The sequence below is a fragment of the Rheinheimera sp. SA_1 genome (genome assembly GCF_001669775.1).
Classification (GTDB): domain Bacteria; phylum Pseudomonadota; class Gammaproteobacteria; order Enterobacterales; family Alteromonadaceae; genus Pararheinheimera.
In genome coordinates, this window is record NZ_LXWK01000003.1 from 1 (window position 1) to 16949 (window position 16949).

15 protein-coding genes and 5 tRNA genes are annotated in these 16949 nt (G+C 47.3%); all 20 read left to right on the top strand.

The window, feature by feature from the left end:
* Positions 1-123: 123 nt before the first annotated feature.
* Positions 124-318: a hypothetical protein gene (locus A5320_RS00890; RefSeq protein ID WP_068059763.1), complete on the top strand. Its 195-nt coding sequence runs from the start codon at positions 124-126 to the stop codon at positions 316-318.
* 258 nt (positions 319-576) lie between these two features.
* On the top strand, positions 577-1371 hold the full coding sequence (locus tag A5320_RS00895; protein ID WP_068059766.1) for a thioesterase family protein: 795 nt from the start codon (positions 577-579) through the stop codon (positions 1369-1371).
* A 159-nt stretch (positions 1372-1530) separates the two neighbouring features.
* A complete protein-coding gene (locus tag A5320_RS00900; RefSeq protein WP_068059770.1) occupies positions 1531-3417 on the top strand; it encodes a bifunctional acetyl-CoA hydrolase/transferase family protein/GNAT family N-acetyltransferase in 1887 nt (628 codons plus the stop codon).
* Positions 3417-4331 (top strand): histone deacetylase family protein, encoded by a 915-nt coding sequence (locus tag A5320_RS00905; RefSeq protein ID WP_068059774.1) that lies wholly within the window; start codon positions 3417-3419, stop codon positions 4329-4331. Before A5320_RS00900 ends, A5320_RS00905 begins: the two co-directional genes overlap by 1 nt.
* Positions 4332-4410: 79 nt before the next feature.
* Positions 4411-5406, top strand: a complete 996-nt coding sequence (gene murB, locus A5320_RS00910) for a UDP-N-acetylmuramate dehydrogenase (RefSeq protein ID WP_068059776.1) — start codon at positions 4411-4413, stop codon at positions 5404-5406.
* Positions 5399-6400 (top strand): bifunctional biotin--[acetyl-CoA-carboxylase] ligase/biotin operon repressor BirA, encoded by a 1002-nt coding sequence (gene birA, locus A5320_RS00915; RefSeq protein ID WP_068059779.1) that lies wholly within the window; start codon positions 5399-5401, stop codon positions 6398-6400. The genes murB and birA overlap by 8 nt, the downstream gene beginning before the upstream one ends.
* Positions 6393-7085: a type III pantothenate kinase gene (locus A5320_RS00920; protein WP_231916635.1), complete on the top strand. Its 693-nt coding sequence runs from the start codon at positions 6393-6395 to the stop codon at positions 7083-7085. The genes birA and A5320_RS00920 overlap by 8 nt, the downstream gene beginning before the upstream one ends.
* Positions 7086-7198: 113 nt before the next feature.
* A tRNA-Thr gene (locus A5320_RS00925) sits at positions 7199-7274 on the top strand.
* A 5-nt stretch (positions 7275-7279) separates the two neighbouring features.
* Positions 7280-7364 (top strand) — tRNA-Tyr (locus A5320_RS00930).
* A 32-nt stretch (positions 7365-7396) separates the two neighbouring features.
* Positions 7397-7471: transfer RNA gene (locus tag A5320_RS00935), tRNA-Gly, on the top strand.
* A 15-nt stretch (positions 7472-7486) separates the two neighbouring features.
* Positions 7487-7562 (top strand) — tRNA-Thr (locus tag A5320_RS00940).
* A gap of 81 nt (positions 7563-7643) precedes the next feature.
* Entirely contained in the window at positions 7644-8828 is a 1185-nt protein-coding gene (gene tuf, locus A5320_RS00945; RefSeq protein WP_068059781.1) for an elongation factor Tu, read from the top strand.
* A 284-nt stretch (positions 8829-9112) separates the two neighbouring features.
* Positions 9113-9189: transfer RNA gene (locus tag A5320_RS00950), tRNA-Trp, on the top strand.
* A gap of 85 nt (positions 9190-9274) precedes the next feature.
* Positions 9275-9649, top strand: a complete 375-nt coding sequence (gene secE, locus A5320_RS00955; RefSeq protein WP_068059783.1) for a preprotein translocase subunit SecE — start codon at positions 9275-9277, stop codon at positions 9647-9649.
* A 3-nt stretch (positions 9650-9652) separates the two neighbouring features.
* Positions 9653-10192, top strand: coding sequence for a transcription termination/antitermination protein NusG (nusG, locus tag A5320_RS00960; protein ID WP_068059786.1), 540 nt, complete (start codon positions 9653-9655; stop codon positions 10190-10192).
* 138 nt (positions 10193-10330) lie between these two features.
* A complete protein-coding gene (gene rplK, locus A5320_RS00965; RefSeq protein ID WP_068059789.1) occupies positions 10331-10759 on the top strand; it encodes a 50S ribosomal protein L11 in 429 nt (142 codons plus the stop codon).
* Between the two features lie 3 nt (positions 10760-10762).
* On the top strand, positions 10763-11464 hold the full coding sequence (gene rplA / locus A5320_RS00970; RefSeq protein WP_068059792.1) for a 50S ribosomal protein L1: 702 nt from the start codon (positions 10763-10765) through the stop codon (positions 11462-11464).
* Between the two features lie 306 nt (positions 11465-11770).
* Positions 11771-12265 carry a 50S ribosomal protein L10 gene (gene rplJ, locus A5320_RS00975; RefSeq protein ID WP_068059794.1) on the top strand — a complete coding sequence of 165 codons (495 nt, stop codon included), beginning with the start codon at positions 11771-11773 and terminating at the stop codon, positions 12263-12265.
* A gap of 68 nt (positions 12266-12333) precedes the next feature.
* Positions 12334-12699, top strand: a complete 366-nt coding sequence (rplL, locus tag A5320_RS00980; protein ID WP_068059796.1) for a 50S ribosomal protein L7/L12 — start codon at positions 12334-12336, stop codon at positions 12697-12699.
* 179 nt (positions 12700-12878) lie between these two features.
* Positions 12879-16904: a DNA-directed RNA polymerase subunit beta gene (gene rpoB / locus A5320_RS00985; RefSeq protein ID WP_068059800.1), complete on the top strand. Its 4026-nt coding sequence runs from the start codon at positions 12879-12881 to the stop codon at positions 16902-16904.
* The last annotated feature ends 45 nt before the right edge of the window (positions 16905-16949 follow it).

Sequence of the window (16949 nt, forward strand, 5' to 3'; positions counted from 1 at the left end):
GGGATTTAAGAACGCAACCAATGTTGCGTTCTTCCGGCGGAACAATCCCGAGCTCTGCGAAGGGCATGAAGGCTCCCAATAAAGCCAGAAAGGCCCAGTCTAACGACTGGGCCTTTTTGCTTTATGGAATTTGGCGGTGGATTGCCCGAGCAGGGCATTCCCATGCGAGGTAGTACAGTGAAGCTGGGCTTTCAAAAAGCCAACAATTTGGCTTCTCTCCGGCTGAACGCCCTGAGCTCTGCGAACGGCATGAAGGCTCCCAATAAAGTCAACAAGCCCGCTCAATCAGCGGGCTTTTTGCATTTTAGGGATTTTTAATTCTGCTGCACATTCAACTCACTATTTATTGTATGACATCCGTCCAATCCCTGATGTATGAGTCGCCAAATTTGATTGCGCTCAACTGCTGCAATATTCCGATACTAGCGCGATACGCTGCTTAATAGTATTAAGCCATAAGTTAATACTTGCATGATGATAAAGTTCCAGATTTTAGAATAACTGCGCTATTGAACACAATTTTGCGTTAATACGAGTACATAATTCAGTTAAACTTCCTAAGACGGAGGTATTACAATGAGATTTGATCAAGTTATTGCCCAATTTTCCAGCGGACAGCCAGACGAATTACCCATCATAGTTCCAGAACATTGGGGCCAAGGGCGCGCAGTTTTTGGTGGGATGGCGGCAGCTTTGGCCATACAGCACGCACTGAATATTGTTCCGGATGAGATGCTGTTGCGCTCTGTTTCGGTATCATTTGTTGCACCACTTAATGCAGGTTCAGCGATTGTAAGGCGTCGGGTATTACGTCGAGGCAGTTCAGTGATCCAGATGCATATCGAAATCCTGCAACAAGATCAAAGCATGTTGGTGATGCTGGCAAGTTTTGGTAGCGCTCGTAACAGCAACTATCAGTTGGAAGGCGTAAAAGTTCCAATATGGCCGGATGATTTTGTGCAGGTACTCCCTAAACATGGACCGGCGCCTGAATTTACTACGCATTTTGATTATCATATTCAATGTGGTCAGTTGCCTTTTAGTAACGGCCAACATCGTAATCTGGGCGGGAAAATTCGTTTTGCTGAGAATTTTCACGCAAAAATAACTTACCCACTGCTATTAGCGCTTATTGATGCCTGGCCCCCGGTTAGTCTTGCATTGTTGTCTGCACCTGCCGCCGCTAGCTCCTTGACCTGGACAGTCGAATTTATCGAAGATGCGAGCCTTTTTGGTACTGAAGAGTGGTGGAGTTATTTGGCAAATATCGAGTTTGCTGCGGATGGTTATCACCATATTGAAGCGAAATTATGGCGTCCTGACGGCAAGCTTGCGGCAATCAGCCGTCAGACCGTTACTGTATTTGCTTAAGGTACTTACAACATCGGGCCAAAATAGCTGTTAGTCGAATATCAATTCGTTGACTCCCGAATTAGACTGAAGCCTTATGAACACAGAATATGTCCACCTAACATCATGGCAGCGCAGTGATAGAGCGTGATTCGGCAGATAAGATCAGGGAGCGGCATCATGGCGAAAACACCGAAGTCACTCAATTGGAGCCAGTTATTGCAGTCCGGCAATCGGATCTTTATTGGCTCCAACGCTGCGGTACCAAACGCGCTGATTGATGATTTGATTAACAATGCCCGGCAGCTGCATGACATTGAAGTGGTGCATATCCAAACCATTTCTGACAACAAATGGGTTGAAGAAACGTATAAAGATCTGTTTAAAGTGAATAGCTTATTCATTGGTGGTGACAAGGTGCGACAAGCAGTTGCAGAAGGTCGCGCCGATTACACGCCTTGTTTTTTATCAGAAATTCCAACGTTATTCAGTACAAATATCCTTCCACTTGACGCTGCATTGGTGATGGTCAGTCCGCCTGATGAATATGGCTATTGTTCATTAGGTGTATCGGTCGACGTGGTGTCATCTGCCGTACGTTATGCCAAAAAAGTGATAGCGCAGTTTAATCCGCTGATGCCAAGAACCAGTGGCCATGCATATATTCATAAAAGCAAAATTGATGCATTTATTGAAGTATCGCAGTCGTTGCCTGAAGTTCCGGCGCCGGAGTTTGAACAACGGATAGAGCGGATTGGGCAATACGTATCTATGTTGATCGATGACGGTTCTACGTTGCAGATTGGTATTGGTAAGATTCCGGAAGCAGTTTTACGTTACCTTGGGAACCACAAAAACCTCGGCGTCCACAGTGAAATGATCTCCGACGGGATAATCGATTTGATGGTCAAAGGGGTGATTAACAATAGCCTTAAGACATTTCATCCAGGAAAAACAGTCACCAGCTTTTGCCTGGGTACAAAGTATCTATATGATTTTGTTGATAGAAATCCACACATTGAGTTCTACCCAAGTGAATATGTGAATTCACCAACCAATATTGCCCGTAATGACAATATGGTGGTGATTAACAGTGCTATCGAGGTTGATTTAACCGGGCAGGTTGTTTCTGATTCAATCGGCTACCAGTTTTATAGCGGAATTGGCGGGCAAGTCGATTTCAGCCGTGGCGCTTCGATGAGTAAAGGTGGCAAACCGATTATCGCAATGCCGGCAACGGCAAAAAACGGCACTGTTTCACGGATTGTTGCTCATATTGCAGAAGGGAGTGGTGTCGTAACTTCGCGTGGCCATGTCCATTATGTGGTTACCGAGTACGGTGTGGCATCGTTACGCGGTAAAAGTATCCGCGAACGAGCGCTGGAGCTTATCAGAGTTGCGCATCCTAAATTTCGGGCCGCCCTGCTGGCTGAAGTTCGTAAACATTATTGGGTACCGAACTACCAGGTGTTGACGCCGATGGAAGTGCCGGAGCTTGGTAGTGTAGGTTTGAAAATTCTGAAGATCAGTGGCGAGACTTTCGATTTGCGGCCATTAAATCCCGCAGATGAGCGACGTTTACAGGAGTTCTTTTACTCACACACCAAAGAAACGTTACTGCTGCGTTATAACCATCACCCCAAACAAATGAGCCGCGAGAAATCCAGTGTGCTGGTGAGCGTTGACCAGTCAAAAGATTTAGCGCTTTGCATTGTGAAGCAACAAGGTTCAGTGCTGGAAATTCAGGCCGTTGGGCGTTATTACCTGATTGAAAGCACCAATAGTTGTGAAGTTGCATTTGTCACCCGTGAACGGCATCAGGGCAAAGGTATGGCAAAAATACTACTGCAGGAAATGATTTCGATCGCTGCACAACGCAAAATTCATGCGATGACCGCTTTTGTTCGGGCCGAAAATAAAGCGATGTTGAGCGTATTTGAAAAAGCCGGGTTTCAGCGCCTGCGATCGGAAGAACCAGACGAAGTGAATTTACAATTGCTGTTGCAACCATTCTGGACCACGCATTCAACAGCACCCTCGGCAGCAGATTTTATGGAACAGCAATAATGAGCGTCACAATTTTCAGCCACCCTGGCTGTTTGCAGCATAATGTCGGCTTGGATCACCCGGAGCAACCGGCGCGGTTGCATGCCATTGCCGATCAACTGTTAAGCTCTGGCTTAGAGTATGTGCTGCAGCAACGGGATGCGACTCCAGCCACTGACGAGCAGTTGGCGCTGGTTCATGACCGGGCTTACATCGAACAAGTAATTGCCAAACTGCCTGAACAAGGTTGCGCATGGCTGGATGACGATACTGCAATCATGAATAAATCGTTGCATGCAGCGAGGCATGCTGCCGGTGCGGTGGTTAATGCCGTCGATCTGGTGATGCAGCAACCTGATCAACAAGCCTTTTGTGCTATTCGCCCACCCGGACATCATGCGGAGTCTGCTCAAGCCATGGGTTTTTGTCTGTTTAATAATATTGCAGTCGGCGCGGCTTATGCGATGCAGAAGTATGGCTTGCAACGTATTGCGATTGTCGATTTTGATGTGCACCATGGTAATGGCACCGAGCAAATATTCCGTAACGACCCGCGGGTGTTGTTTTGCTCGTCGTTTGAACATCCATATTATCCGTTTACTGATCCTGCCAGCCACAATTTGTTGCTGAAGATCCCGCTTCCCGACAACAGTGATGGTCAGGAGTTCCGGCGCAGGGCAAGTGCACAGTGGTTTGATCAAATTCGCGCTTTTAAACCGCAGCTGCTGATGATTTCAGCGGGCTTTGATGCCCATATTGAAGATGAGCTGGCGCACCTCAAATGGACTGATGCCGATTATCATTGGATCGCACACCAGCTTAAACTGATCGCAAATGAATGCTGTGGCGGCAGAATCGTAGCCTGCCTCGAAGGCGGCTATGCTTTAAATGCATTAGGCCGCAGTGTTGTCGCCATGCTCAAAGCCTGGATTTAAAACACTGTCACGGATTAAAGCTTCTGCAATGCAGCGCAATTTATTACAATAACGTTTTCCTTTGGTCGTTGGTCTCGCTATGCAACAACTTTTGGCGCAGGATGCCCGGCGCTATTCAACATTTCGGTTGGCGGCAACCCTTTCTCAGGTCATTGAAATGTCTTCGCTGGCAGAGTTGCAGCGTTATCAGCCGCTACAACCACCGTTAGTTCTGGGTGAAGGTAGTAACTGTATTTTCCTCTCCGATTGGCAAACCGATATCGTGCGGTTTGTGGCTGATAGTGTCATTCGAAATCAACAGGATGAGAAGCTGTTCTTGCATGTTGAAGCAGGTTGTAACTGGCACCATTTGGTACAAAGTACCGTTGCCGAAGGGTGGTGGGGACTGGAAAATCTGGCACTGATCCCTGGCTCTGTCGGCGCGGCTCCGGTGCAGAATATTGGTGCTTATGGCGTTGAAATGGCAGATTGTTGTACATACGTTGATTTCTTCCATTGGAAAACTAAATCGGTTCAACGACTAAGTCGCGAAGAATGTGTTTTCGGCTACAGAGACAGCATTTTCAAAAGGTCATTGGCAGGTGAAGGCGTCATCGTTGCAGTTGGTTTTCAGCTCAATCGGCACGGGACACCACATCTTAGCTATAAAGGTCTGGATCATTTGCCATCGGACAGTCGCCCGCTTGAAGTGATGCATGCAGTGATCGCAGTGCGTCAAAGTAAATTGCCAGATCCGGCAAAATTGGCCAATTGCGGCAGTTTTTTTAAAAACCCACTGCTGAGCGCAAACCAGTTTCAGGCACTTATTGAAAAACATCCAACGCTACCGTATTACCCGCAGCCAGACTCTCAAGTCAAAGTTGCCGCAGCCTGGCTGATTGAACGGGCTGGCTTAAAAGGTCACCGTATTGGTGATGTCGCGTGTTACCAGTTACAACCTTTGGTGCTGGTGAATTATGGTGCGGGCACCTCAGCGCAATTAAGCGAGCTGATCCAGCTTATCCAAAGATCGGTACAGCAAATGTTCGATATTTTATTGGAACCGGAAGTACGGTTGTTGGCTCAATATGACTAGAGTTTTGCCACAAAGCCTCGCCTTGCAACGGCAATTAATCCAACAACTCAGTGACGGTAGAATTTACTCTGGCGAACTGTTGGCCGAGCAAGCCGGGATCAGTCGTGCTGCGATAGCCCGTCACATTTCACAGCTACAAAGTTATGGCGTTGATATCTATTCGATTAAAGGTAAAGGCTACAAGTTAAGCGCGCCGTTGCAATTGCTTGATGCTGCGAAGATCCGGCACTTTCAAACGACTGGAATGGCTGAAGTTTTATTGCAACACGTTACTGACTCAACCAACAGTCAGCTGATGCGTAGGTTGCAGGATGGCCAACAGCTCATCAAAGGTTCGGTGTTAGTCGCAGAGGCGCAAACGACTGGCCGCGGCCGGCGTGGTAACAGTTGGTTTTCGCCTTTTGGCGCTAATCTATATTTCTCAATGTACTGGCAACTGGAGCAAGGTATTCAGGGGGCGATGGGACTAAGCTTGGTGATTGGTGTTGCGGTCGCGGAAGTCCTGGAACAGCAGTATCAGCTGCCGGTACGATTAAAATGGCCGAACGACATCTATTTAGCAGATAAGAAACTTGCAGGCATCCTGATTGAACTTGCTGGTCAAAGTCATGCTCAATGTGATCTGGTGATTGGTCTGGGTCTAAACCTACATATGCCGCAGCAAGCAGATCAACAAATCAGCCAGGCATGGACTGATTTACAGCAACATTTGGTAGCCCCGATCGACAGAAACCAACTGATTGCTCTATTACAGCAAAGAATTGTGCTGCATTTGCACAGTTTCGAAGAGTCAGGATTTCAATCTTTTAGTGCTGCGTTTAATCAACGGGATCAGTTTTTAGGCAAAATGGTTTGTTTAAGTAGCGGCGATAAACAATTTTGTGGGCTGAGTATGGGTGTTGATAGTCAAGGCGGACTGGTTTTGGAGCAAGCCGGCGGCGCGCAGAGCTTTTATGGCGGTGAATTGAGCTTACGGGAGCAGGCGAGTGGCTGAACTATTGTTAGATATCGGTAATAGCCGGACAAAAGCTGTAATGCATCAAGAAGGTAGCTTCATTTTGCTATCAGATCATTTCACTGCCACCATTCAGCAATATGCTATTACTGCAGTTTTTTGTGCATCGGTCGCGAGTGATGACCGCATAGCTGCAGTTCGTCAGGAAACCGGTTTGCAACAGGTACCATGGCGAACTGTGCACAGTGAAGCCACTAAATCCGGACTGCGGAATCAATACACAGAACCACATTTATTAGGTGTCGACCGCTGGCTCGCGATGCTTGGCGCAGTAAAGCTTTGGCCAGCGCAGTCACTGTTGGTGGTTGATGCGGGAACTGCCCTGACATTAGATTGGGTTGATGAATGCGGTCAACATCTGGGTGGCTGGATCATCCCGGGGTTTCGTCTGCAGCAACAAGCTGTAATTGGACAGACTGCGAAGGTTTTTAATAATAGCATGCAACATGCACAAGTAGCTTTAGGGACAGATACCAGCAGTTGTCTGCAAAATGGCTGTCTGAGCGCTGCAGTTGCAGTCATCATGCAAGGCTTTTTGCTGCAAACGACGACAAAAGTGGTGCTTACTGGTGGCGATGCAAATTTATTAATGCCGCATTTAACTGAGCTGAATCCTGAAGTTGAACCGTTGTTAATCTTTCGTGGTTTAAGTCTTTATATCTGAAAATGAGCCTTATTGGCGATCTATTGAGCATTTGACCTGAAAAACTAAGTTTTTTTCGGATTTAGAGTTGCACCTCCCAATTCATTCCACTAGAATTCGCACCCACTGACGTAGCCGCTTTAGCTCAGTTGGTAGAGCAACTGACTTGTAATCAGTAGGTCATCCGTTCGACTCGGATAAGCGGCACCATTAGTGGAGGGGTTCCCGAGTGGCCAAAGGGATCAGACTGTAAATCTGCCGGCACTGCCTTCGAAGGTTCGAATCCTTCCCCCTCCACCATCTTCGTCAGGAAGAATAGCTACGAGTAGGCCGCGGGCATCGTATAATGGCTATTACCTCAGCCTTCCAAGCTGATGATGCGGGTTCGATTCCCGCTGCCCGCTCCAAAATTTGAAATAGATGCTGATATAGCTCAGGCGGTAGAGCGCATCCTTGGTAAGGATGAGGTCCCCAGTTCGATTCTGGGTATCAGCACCACTTCTTAATTGCCTTCTCCTGCTTTAAAATCCAAAACCTAATTCTATCTAATCGCCGTTTTGTTTAAAAAGGGTCTACTCCATGGCTAAGGCTAAATTCGAACGTAACAAACCGCACGTAAACGTAGGCACAATCGGCCACGTTGACCACGGTAAAACTACTCTGACAGCAGCTATCACCAACGTATTGGCTAAACACTACGGCGGTCAGGCTTTCGCATTCGATCAAATCGATAAAGCACCAGAAGAGAAAGCTCGTGGTATCACGATCAACACTTCTCACGTTGAATACGATACACCAGCTCGTCACTACGCCCACGTAGACTGCCCAGGCCACGCTGACTATGTTAAAAACATGATCACTGGTGCTGCTCAGATGGACGGCGCAATCCTGGTAGTAGCTGCGACTGACGGCCCAATGCCACAGACGCGTGAGCACATCCTGTTATCTCGTCAGGTAGGCGTACCTTTCATCGTTGTATTCATGAACAAATGTGACATGGTAGACGACGAAGAGCTGTTAGAGCTGGTAGAGATGGAAGTTCGTGAGCTTCTTTCTGACTACGATTTCCCAGGTGATGACCTGCCGGTAATCCGTGGTTCAGCGTTAAAAGGTCTGGAAGGCGATGCAACGTGGGAACCAAAAATCCTTGAGCTGGCAGCAGCTTTAGATTCTTACATCCCAGAGCCAGTACGTGCGATTGATAAGCCATTCATCATGCCAATCGAAGACGTATTCTCAATTGCTGGTCGTGGTACTGTAGTAACAGGCCGTGTAGAGCAAGGTATCGTTAAAGTAGGCGAGTCAGTAGAAATCGTTGGTCTGAAAGACACAGTGACGACGACTTGTACTGGTGTTGAAATGTTCCGTAAACTGTTAGACGAAGGTCGTGCAGGCGAGAACATCGGCGCGCTGTTACGTGGTACTAAACGTGAAGACGTAGAACGTGGTCAAGTATTAGCAAAACCAGGTTCAATCAAACCACACACTAAGTTTGAAGGCGAAGTGTACGTGTTATCAAAAGAAGAAGGTGGTCGTCATACTCCATTCTTCAAAGGTTACCGTCCACAGTTCTACTTCCGTACCACAGACGTAACTGGTTCAGTAGAACTGCCAGAAGGCGTAGAGATGGTAATGCCAGGCGACAACCTGAAGTTTGTTGTTGAACTGATCAACCCAATCGCGATGGACGAAGGTTTACGCTTCGCCATCCGTGAAGGTGGCCGCACAGTAGGTGCTGGTGTAGTATCTAAAGTACTGGTGTAATCACCGCTACTTGATGAAAGGGTCCTTCGGGGCCCTTTTTTTATCTCTGAACATGGCCAAGCACTGTAAATTTTGGATTTTCTCTATTTTAACGACATTGTTTAATTGCCTGAAAAGATCATTTGGCGCACAAAAAATGCTGCTAACTCACTGAAAATATGAGCATCAGCTTGTTCTGTATATAAATTTAGATATCAATTCAGGCAGGCGCTTGTTTTAGCTGTCTGAGGCAGTATAATGAGCGGCTATTTTTGATACCTTCATCAAATGGTAGCAAAATATTTAGGGGCGTAGTTCCAATTGGTAGAACAGCGGTCTCCAAAACCGATGGTTGGGGGTTCGAATCCCTCCGCCCCTGCCAATTTAGTGGCTTGAGTGCAGCACTGTATCCTGCAGTGCAGCTGTAGTAGTGGCTTGTTCGACAAGCACGGAAAGTGAGTTAAAGCATGAACGCAGCAACAGAAGCGCCAAAAAGCGGATTAGATTTAGTCAAATGGTTGGTCGTGTTTGCGATCCTGACCTTATTAGTTGTCGCCAACTATATCTACGAATTTTCTACCCTGGAACGCGCCATCGGTTTGGTCGTGATGATCCCACTGGCTGGCTTTGTTGCAGCTCAAACCGGTAAAGGCCGTGATTTTTTAACTTTTGCCAAAGAAGCAAAGTTAGAAGTACGCAAAGTGGTATGGCCAACCAGGAAAGAAACCAATCAAACAACTTTAATCGTCGCGATTGTGACGCTCATCATGGCTTTAGTTCTGTATGTACTGGACTTAGGTTTGTTAAAGTTGGTGTCATTTTTAACCGGATTGGGGATCTAAGCCATGTCAGATAAAAAACGTTGGTATGTGGTCCAGGCTTTTGCTGGTTTTGAACAACGCGTTGCAACTTCATTGCGTGAGCATATTAAGATCCACCAAATGGAAGAGAAGTTTGGTGAAGTTTTAGTACCGACCGAAGAAGTGATCGAAATGCGTGCCGGGCAAAAACGTAAATCTGAACGCAAATTTTTCCCAGGTTATGTATTAGTTCAGATGGAAATGTGCGAAGAAGCTTGGCACTTAGTGAAAAGCGTACCACGTGTGCTTGGTTTCATTGGTGGCACTTCTGATCGTCCAGCACCTATCACTGAAAAAGAAGCTAATACTATTCTGAATCGCCTGCAGGATAACGCCGATAAGCCGAAGCCAAAAACTCTGTTTGAAGCAGGCGAAGTGGTTCGCGTCACTGAAGGCCCATTTGCTGACTTTAACGGTGTGGTTGAAGAAGTCGACTACGAAAAAAGCCGCGTAAAAGTGTCAGTATTGATTTTTGGTCGTTCCACTCCGGTCGAGCTGGAATTTGGTCAGGTCGAAAAAGCTTAGGAATTTTTATTCCAGCTCAAATAACGTTTGAACTGGGCCGCTGATTAAAATATAATCGCGGCCTTTTTAACATCTGGGAAGCCGTTTGAGTAAGTGTCCTCACATTTACGAGGCAATGACCCAATAACGAGGTGAAACATGGCAAAGAAAGTCACAGCACTTGTAAAATTACAAGTTAAAGCTGGTATGGCAAACCCGTCGCCACCAGTTGGTCCAGCTTTGGGTCAACACGGTGTAAACATCATGGAATTCTGTAAAGGCTTCAACGCCCGTACAGAATCACTGGAAAAAGGCATGCCAATTCCAGTTGTGATCACTGTTTATAGCGACCGTTCATTTACATTTGAAACCCGCACCCCACCTGCTTCTTTCTTATTATTGAAAGCTGCTGGTTTAAAAGGTGGTTCAGGCCGTCCTAACACCCAGAAAGTGGGTAAAGTAACCCGTGCTCAGCTCGAAGAGATCGTAAAGGTCAAACGTGCTGATTTAACAGCGGGTAGCGACGAAGCAGCGGTCAGCACTATTGCTGGTACTGCTCGTTCCATGGGCTTAGTGGTGGAGGGTTAATCAATGGCTAAATTATCAAAGCGTGCTAAATTAATCCGTTCAAAAGTAGATTCTACTCGTGAATACGCGATCAATGACGCAGTTGCGTTATTAAAAGAATTAACTGCCGGCAAATTCGTTGAAAGTATCGATGTTGCAATCAACCTCGGTATCGACGCCCGTAAATCTGACCAGAACGTGCGTGGTGCTACTGTACTGCCACACGGTACTGGCCGTACGGTTCGTGTTGCTGTGTTCACCCAGGGTGCAAACGCTGAAGCTGCTAAAGCAGCCGGTGCTGACATCGTAGGTATGGAAGACTTAGCTGAACAAGTTAAGAAAGGCGTAATGGACTTTGACGTCGTTATCGCTTCTCCAGACGCAATGCGTGTAGTTGGTATGTTAGGTCAAATCTTAGGCCCACGTGGTCTGATGCCAAATCCGAAAACTGGCACTGTAACTCCTAACGTAGCTGAAGCTGTGAAAAACGCTAAAGCTGGTCAGGTTCGTTACCGTAACGACAAGAATGGTATCATCCATTCTACTGTTGGTAAGCTGACTTTCGAAGCTGACAAGATCAAAGAAAACATTGAATCTCTGTTAGTTGCACTGAAACGTGCAAAACCATCTGTTGCAAAAGGTACTTACATCAAGAAAGTAACTATCTCTTCAACACACGGTGCTGGTATCGTCCTGGACCAGGCTTCTTTGGATGCCAAAGTCTAATTAAAGTTGCTTAAATAAGCTGCTTTACAGAGTCGCGAGGTTATTTTATAATCTCGCGCTCAAATTTTAGGGTAGAAGCCGGGCTTTGCTTGCAAAGTGTCTGGCTTCCGTCCAAGACCGTAGGTGCTACAAAGGCTTAGCCGCGTAGCTTAAAAAATCAACCTACGCAGACGGTGTTAGCCCCAGAAAGATTCCTATCAATCTGGCTCTCACCGTAAATCGCGCGCTTATTTTCAGTTTATTGAAAAAAGGCGATGTGTAGGCACCCGGACAATCCCGTCCGGATGAACCAGGAGTTAAGAGCCAATGGCTATTAAGCTTGAAGACAAAAAAGCGATCGTTGCTGAAGTCCAGGAAGCTGCCAAAGGTGCTTTATCTGCGGTAGTCGCAGACGCTCGTGGTGTCACTGTAGGCAAAATCACAACTCTGCGTAAGCAGGCTCGTGAAGCTGGCGTATGGATGAAAGTTGTCCGTAACACGCTGGTACGCCGTGCAGTATCAGGCACTGAGTTCGAGTGTTTAAGCGACGCGTTCGTAGGCCCAACGCTGATTGCGTTCTCTAAAGAGCACCCAGGTGCTGCAGCGCGGATCTTCAAAGATTTCGCTAAAGAGAACCAAAAGTTTGAGCTGAAAGGCGCAGCCTTCAATGGCGCCACAGTCAGTATCGATGTATTAGCAAGTCTGCCTACGCGCGACGAAGCTATTGCACGCCTGATGAGCACTATGAAAGAAGCAGCAGCCGGCAAACTTGTACGTACAATTGCCGCGGTTCGCGACCAAAAACAGGATCAAGCCGCGTAATTTTACGTGTTGTTTGGTAAGTAAAGTTTAATACGGGAAATATTCCCCTTAGTTTAGGAATCTGAGCAATGTCAGTTACTAAAGATCAAATCTTAGACGCAATCGCTGCAATGTCTGTAATGGAAGTTGTAGAACTGATCAGCGCTATGGAAGAAAAATTCGGCGTTTCTGCTTCAGCTGCTGTTGCAGTTGCTGCTGGTCCAGCTGCTGTTGTTGAAGAACAAACAGAATTCAACGTAATCCTGGCCGCTGTTGGCGCTAACAAAGTATCTGTGATCAAAGCAGTACGTGGCGCTACTGGTTTAGGCCTGAAAGAAGCGAAAGATCTGGTTGAATCTGCTCCAGCAGCAATCAAAGAAGCCGTTTCTAAAGCCGAAGCTGAAGCTCTGAAGAAAGAGTTAGAAGAAGCTGGTGCTACTGTTGAAGTTAAATAATCCAGATTATTCTGGATTAGCCGCCTGATTTCAGGCTAGGCTGGTGGTGAAATAACCACCGGCCTTTTTGCGCTGTGGGACATTGATTTTCCCCGCCCCTTATGACGCCATTGTGGATGTTCATAACCACCGCCCCGCAAGGGTAGGTAGGGTAAAAAATCAGCAAGCTGAGGAACCCCATGACTTACTCTTATTCTGAAAAGAAACGTATCCGTAAGGACTTCGGTAAACGCCCACAAGTGTTGGACGTACCATATCTGTTGTCGATTCAAATCGAATCGTTCAGCAAATTTATTGAGCCAGATCCAGAAGGTGGATACGGTTTAGAAGCCGCTTTCCGCTCTGTATTCCCGATCAAAAGCTATTCAGGTAGCGCAGAACTGCAATACGTCAGTTACCGGATCGGCGAACCTGTGTTTGATGTGAAAGAGTGTCAGATCCGTGGTGTTACATACTCAGCGCCGCTGCGTGTGAAACTGCGGATGGTGTTATTTGATAAAGAAGCACCAGGCACAATCAAAGACATCCGCGAGCAAGAAGTTTATATGGGCGAAATTCCGCTCATGACTGAAAACGGTACCTTCGTGATTAATGGTACTGAACGGGTAATAGTTTCTCAGCTGCACCGTAGTCCGGGCGTGTTCTTTGATCACGACCGTGGTAAAACTCACTCATCAGGCAAAGTACTGTATAACGCTCGCGTCATTCCTTACCGTGGTTCATGGTTAGATTTTGAATTTGATGCTAAAGATGCGTTATTCGTGCGTATTGACCGTCGTCGTAAACTGCCGGCCACGATTTTATTACGTGCGCTTGAGCTGAGTACTGAAGACATCCTGAACACCTTCTTTGAAAATACTACATTTGAAATCAAAGATGGTAAGTTGATGATGGCCGTTGTGGCGAACCGCTTACGTGGTGAAACTGCCCAATTCGACATCAAAGACAACAACGGCGAAATTATCGTTGAAGCGGGTCGTCGTATAACCGCTAAACACGTTCGTCAGTTGGAAAAAACCGGCTTGACCCTGATGGAAGTACCGCATGAGTACGTCGTCGGCCGTGTGCTTGCACAAAATTATGCTGACCGTTCAACCGGAGAGATTATTGCCGAGGCGAACGCTGAACTCACACTGGAGTTGTTGGCGAAATTAGCAAAAGCTGGCTATGACAGCTTTAAAACATTGTATATCAACGATTTGGATCAGGGTGCTTATATCTCTGACACGATTCGCATCGATCCGAGCAACAACCGGATGGAAGCGCTGGTCGAAATCTACCGCATGATGCGTCCTGGCGAACCGCCAACACGCGAAGCTGCAGAAACGTTATTCCAAAACCTGTTCTTCTCAGAAGATCGTTATGATCTGTCAACCGTTGGCCGGATGAAATTCAACCGCCGCGTGAATTTTGAAGAAGGTAAAGGCGCCGGTGTTCTGTCAAAAGACGACATCTTAGCCGTCATGAAAGTACTGATTGATATCCGTAACGGTAACGGCGAAGTGGACGATATCGACCACTTAGGTAACCGTCGTATTCGTTCTGTTGGTGAAATGGCTGAAAACCAGTTCCGCGTTGGCTTAGTCCGCGTTGAACGTGCGGTGAAAGAGCGTTTATCACTGGGCGATTTAGACGCAGTGATGCCACAGGATTTAATCAATGCCAAGCCAATTTCGGCAGCAGTGAAAGAATTCTTCGGCTCAAGCCAGCTGTCTCAGTTCATGGACCAAAACAACCCGTTATCTGAAGTGACGCACAAACGTCGCATCTCTGCGTTAGGCCCAGGTGGTTTAACCCGTGAGCGCGCAGGCTTCGAAGTCCGCGACGTTCACCCAACGCATTACGGCCGTGTCTGTCCAATCGAAACGCCGGAAGGTCCAAACATCGGTCTGATCAACTCATTGTCTATGTTCGCACAGACGAACGAGTATGGTTTCCTGGAAACCCCTTACCGTCGTATTGAAGATGGTATTGTGACCGACGAAGTAGATTTCTTATCAGCCATTGAAGAAGGTAACTTCGTGATCGCTCAGGCCAACGCCGAGTTGAACAAAGAAAACCGTCTGGTTGAAGAACTGGTTCCTTGCCGTTACAAAAATGAATTTACGCTGATGCCTGCGGACAAAGTCCAGTACATGGACGTTGCCCCGCAACAAATCGTATCAGTTGCCGCTGCCTTGATCCCGTTCTTGGAACACGATGACGCCAACCGCGCATTGATGGGTTCAAACATGCAACGTCAAGCCGTACCAACTTTACGTGCTGATAAGCCGTTAGTAGGTACTGGTGTTGAGCGTGTGGTTGCCAAAGATTCTGGTGTAACTGTGGTCGCAAAACGTGGTGGTACTGTTGATTATGTCGACGCCAGCCGTATTGTTATTAAAGTACACGAAGAAGAAATGGTGGCCGGTGAAGCCGGTATCGACATTTATAACCTGACCAAATACACCCGTTCGAACCAGAACACCTGTATCAATCAGCGCCCATGTGTGAATCATGGCGAGCCGATTGAACGTGGGGATGTACTGGCCGACGGTCCGTCTACGGACTTAGGTGAACTGGCTCTGGGTCAAAACCTGCGCGTGGCATTCATGCCGTGGAACGGTTACAACTTCGAAGACTCGATTTTACTATCTGAGCGTTTAGTGCAGGAAGATCGCCTGACCACTATTCACATTCAGGAACTGAGCTGTATTGCCCGTGATACCAAGTTAGGTGCAGAAGAAATTACTGCAGATATCCCTAACGTTGGTGAGTCTGCGCTGTCGAAGCTGGACGAAGCCGGTATCGTGTACATCGGTGCTGAAGTGAAAGGCGGCGACATTCTGGTTGGTAAAGTCACTCCTAAGGGTGAAAGCCAGTTAACACCAGAAGAAAAACTGTTACGCGCAATCTTCGGTGAAAAAGCTTCTGATGTAAAAGACACTTCATTACGCGTTCCTAACTCTGTGACAGGTACTGTCATCGACGTTCAGGTGTTTACCCGTGATGGCGTAGAAAAAGATAAACGTGCCCGTGAAATCGAGGAAATGGAAGTCAAACAGGCTAAGAAAGACCTGAATGAAGAATTCCGGATCCTGGAAGAAGGCATTTGCTCTCGTGCCCGTAACCTGATCGAAGGTACTGGTGTTGACCGCACCAAGCTGAACAACATGCGTGCTGACGTACTGTTAGCGCAAAGTTTAGCGGACGAAGATAAACAAAACGATTTAGAACAATTAGCGGCTCAATACGAAGAAATCCGTATCGAATACGATAAGAAGTTCGAAGCGAAACGCCGCAAAATCATCCAGGGTGATGATTTGGCACCAGGCGTGCTGAAAATCGTTAAGGTTTATCTGGCGGTTAAACGTCGGATCCAGCCTGGTGACAAGATGGCCGGCCGTCACGGTAACAAGGGTGTTATCTCTTCTATCGTGCCAGTTGAAGACATGCCATATGACGAAAAAGGTCAGCCGGTTGATATCGTACTAAACCCGTTAGGTGTTCCGTCGCGGATGAACATCGGTCAGATCCTGGAAACTCACTTAGGCTTAGCGGCTCGTGGTATCGGTGACAAGATTGACGGCATGATCAAAGACCAGCGTGAAATCTCGGACATCCGTGATTTCTTAGTCAAGGTCTATGAACTGGGTGAATCTCGTCAGGATGTTGACGTTGGCAGCTTCACAGATGACGAAGTTCGTCGTCTGGCGCAGAACCTGCGTAAAGGCTTACCAGTGGCATCTCCGGTGTTTGATGGCGCGAAAGAAAGCGAAATCAAAGAATTGCTGGCACTTGGCGACCTGCCAACCAGCGGTCAGATCACGTTATACGATGGTCGTACCGGTAATACCTTTGAGCGTAAAGTTACAGTTGGCTACATGTACATGCTGAAACTGAACCACTTAGTTGATGACAAGATGCACGCCCGTTCTACCGGTTCGTACAGTCTGGTTACCCAACAGCCACTGGGCGGTAAAGCTCAGTTCGGTGGTCAGCGCTTCGGTGAGATGGAAGTGTGGGCACTGGAAGCATACGGTGCAGCCTATACCCTGCAGGAAATGTTGACTGTGAAGTCTGATGACGTGAATGGCCGGACCAAGATGTACAAAAACATCGTGGATGGCGACCACCGCATGGAACCAGGCATGCCAGAATCTTTCAACGTATTGATGAAAGAAATCCGTTCGCTCGGTATCAACATCGAATTGGAAGAGGAATAACCCTCAGCGCCCCGGGCAACCGGGGCTGTTATCTGAGTGCTGAAT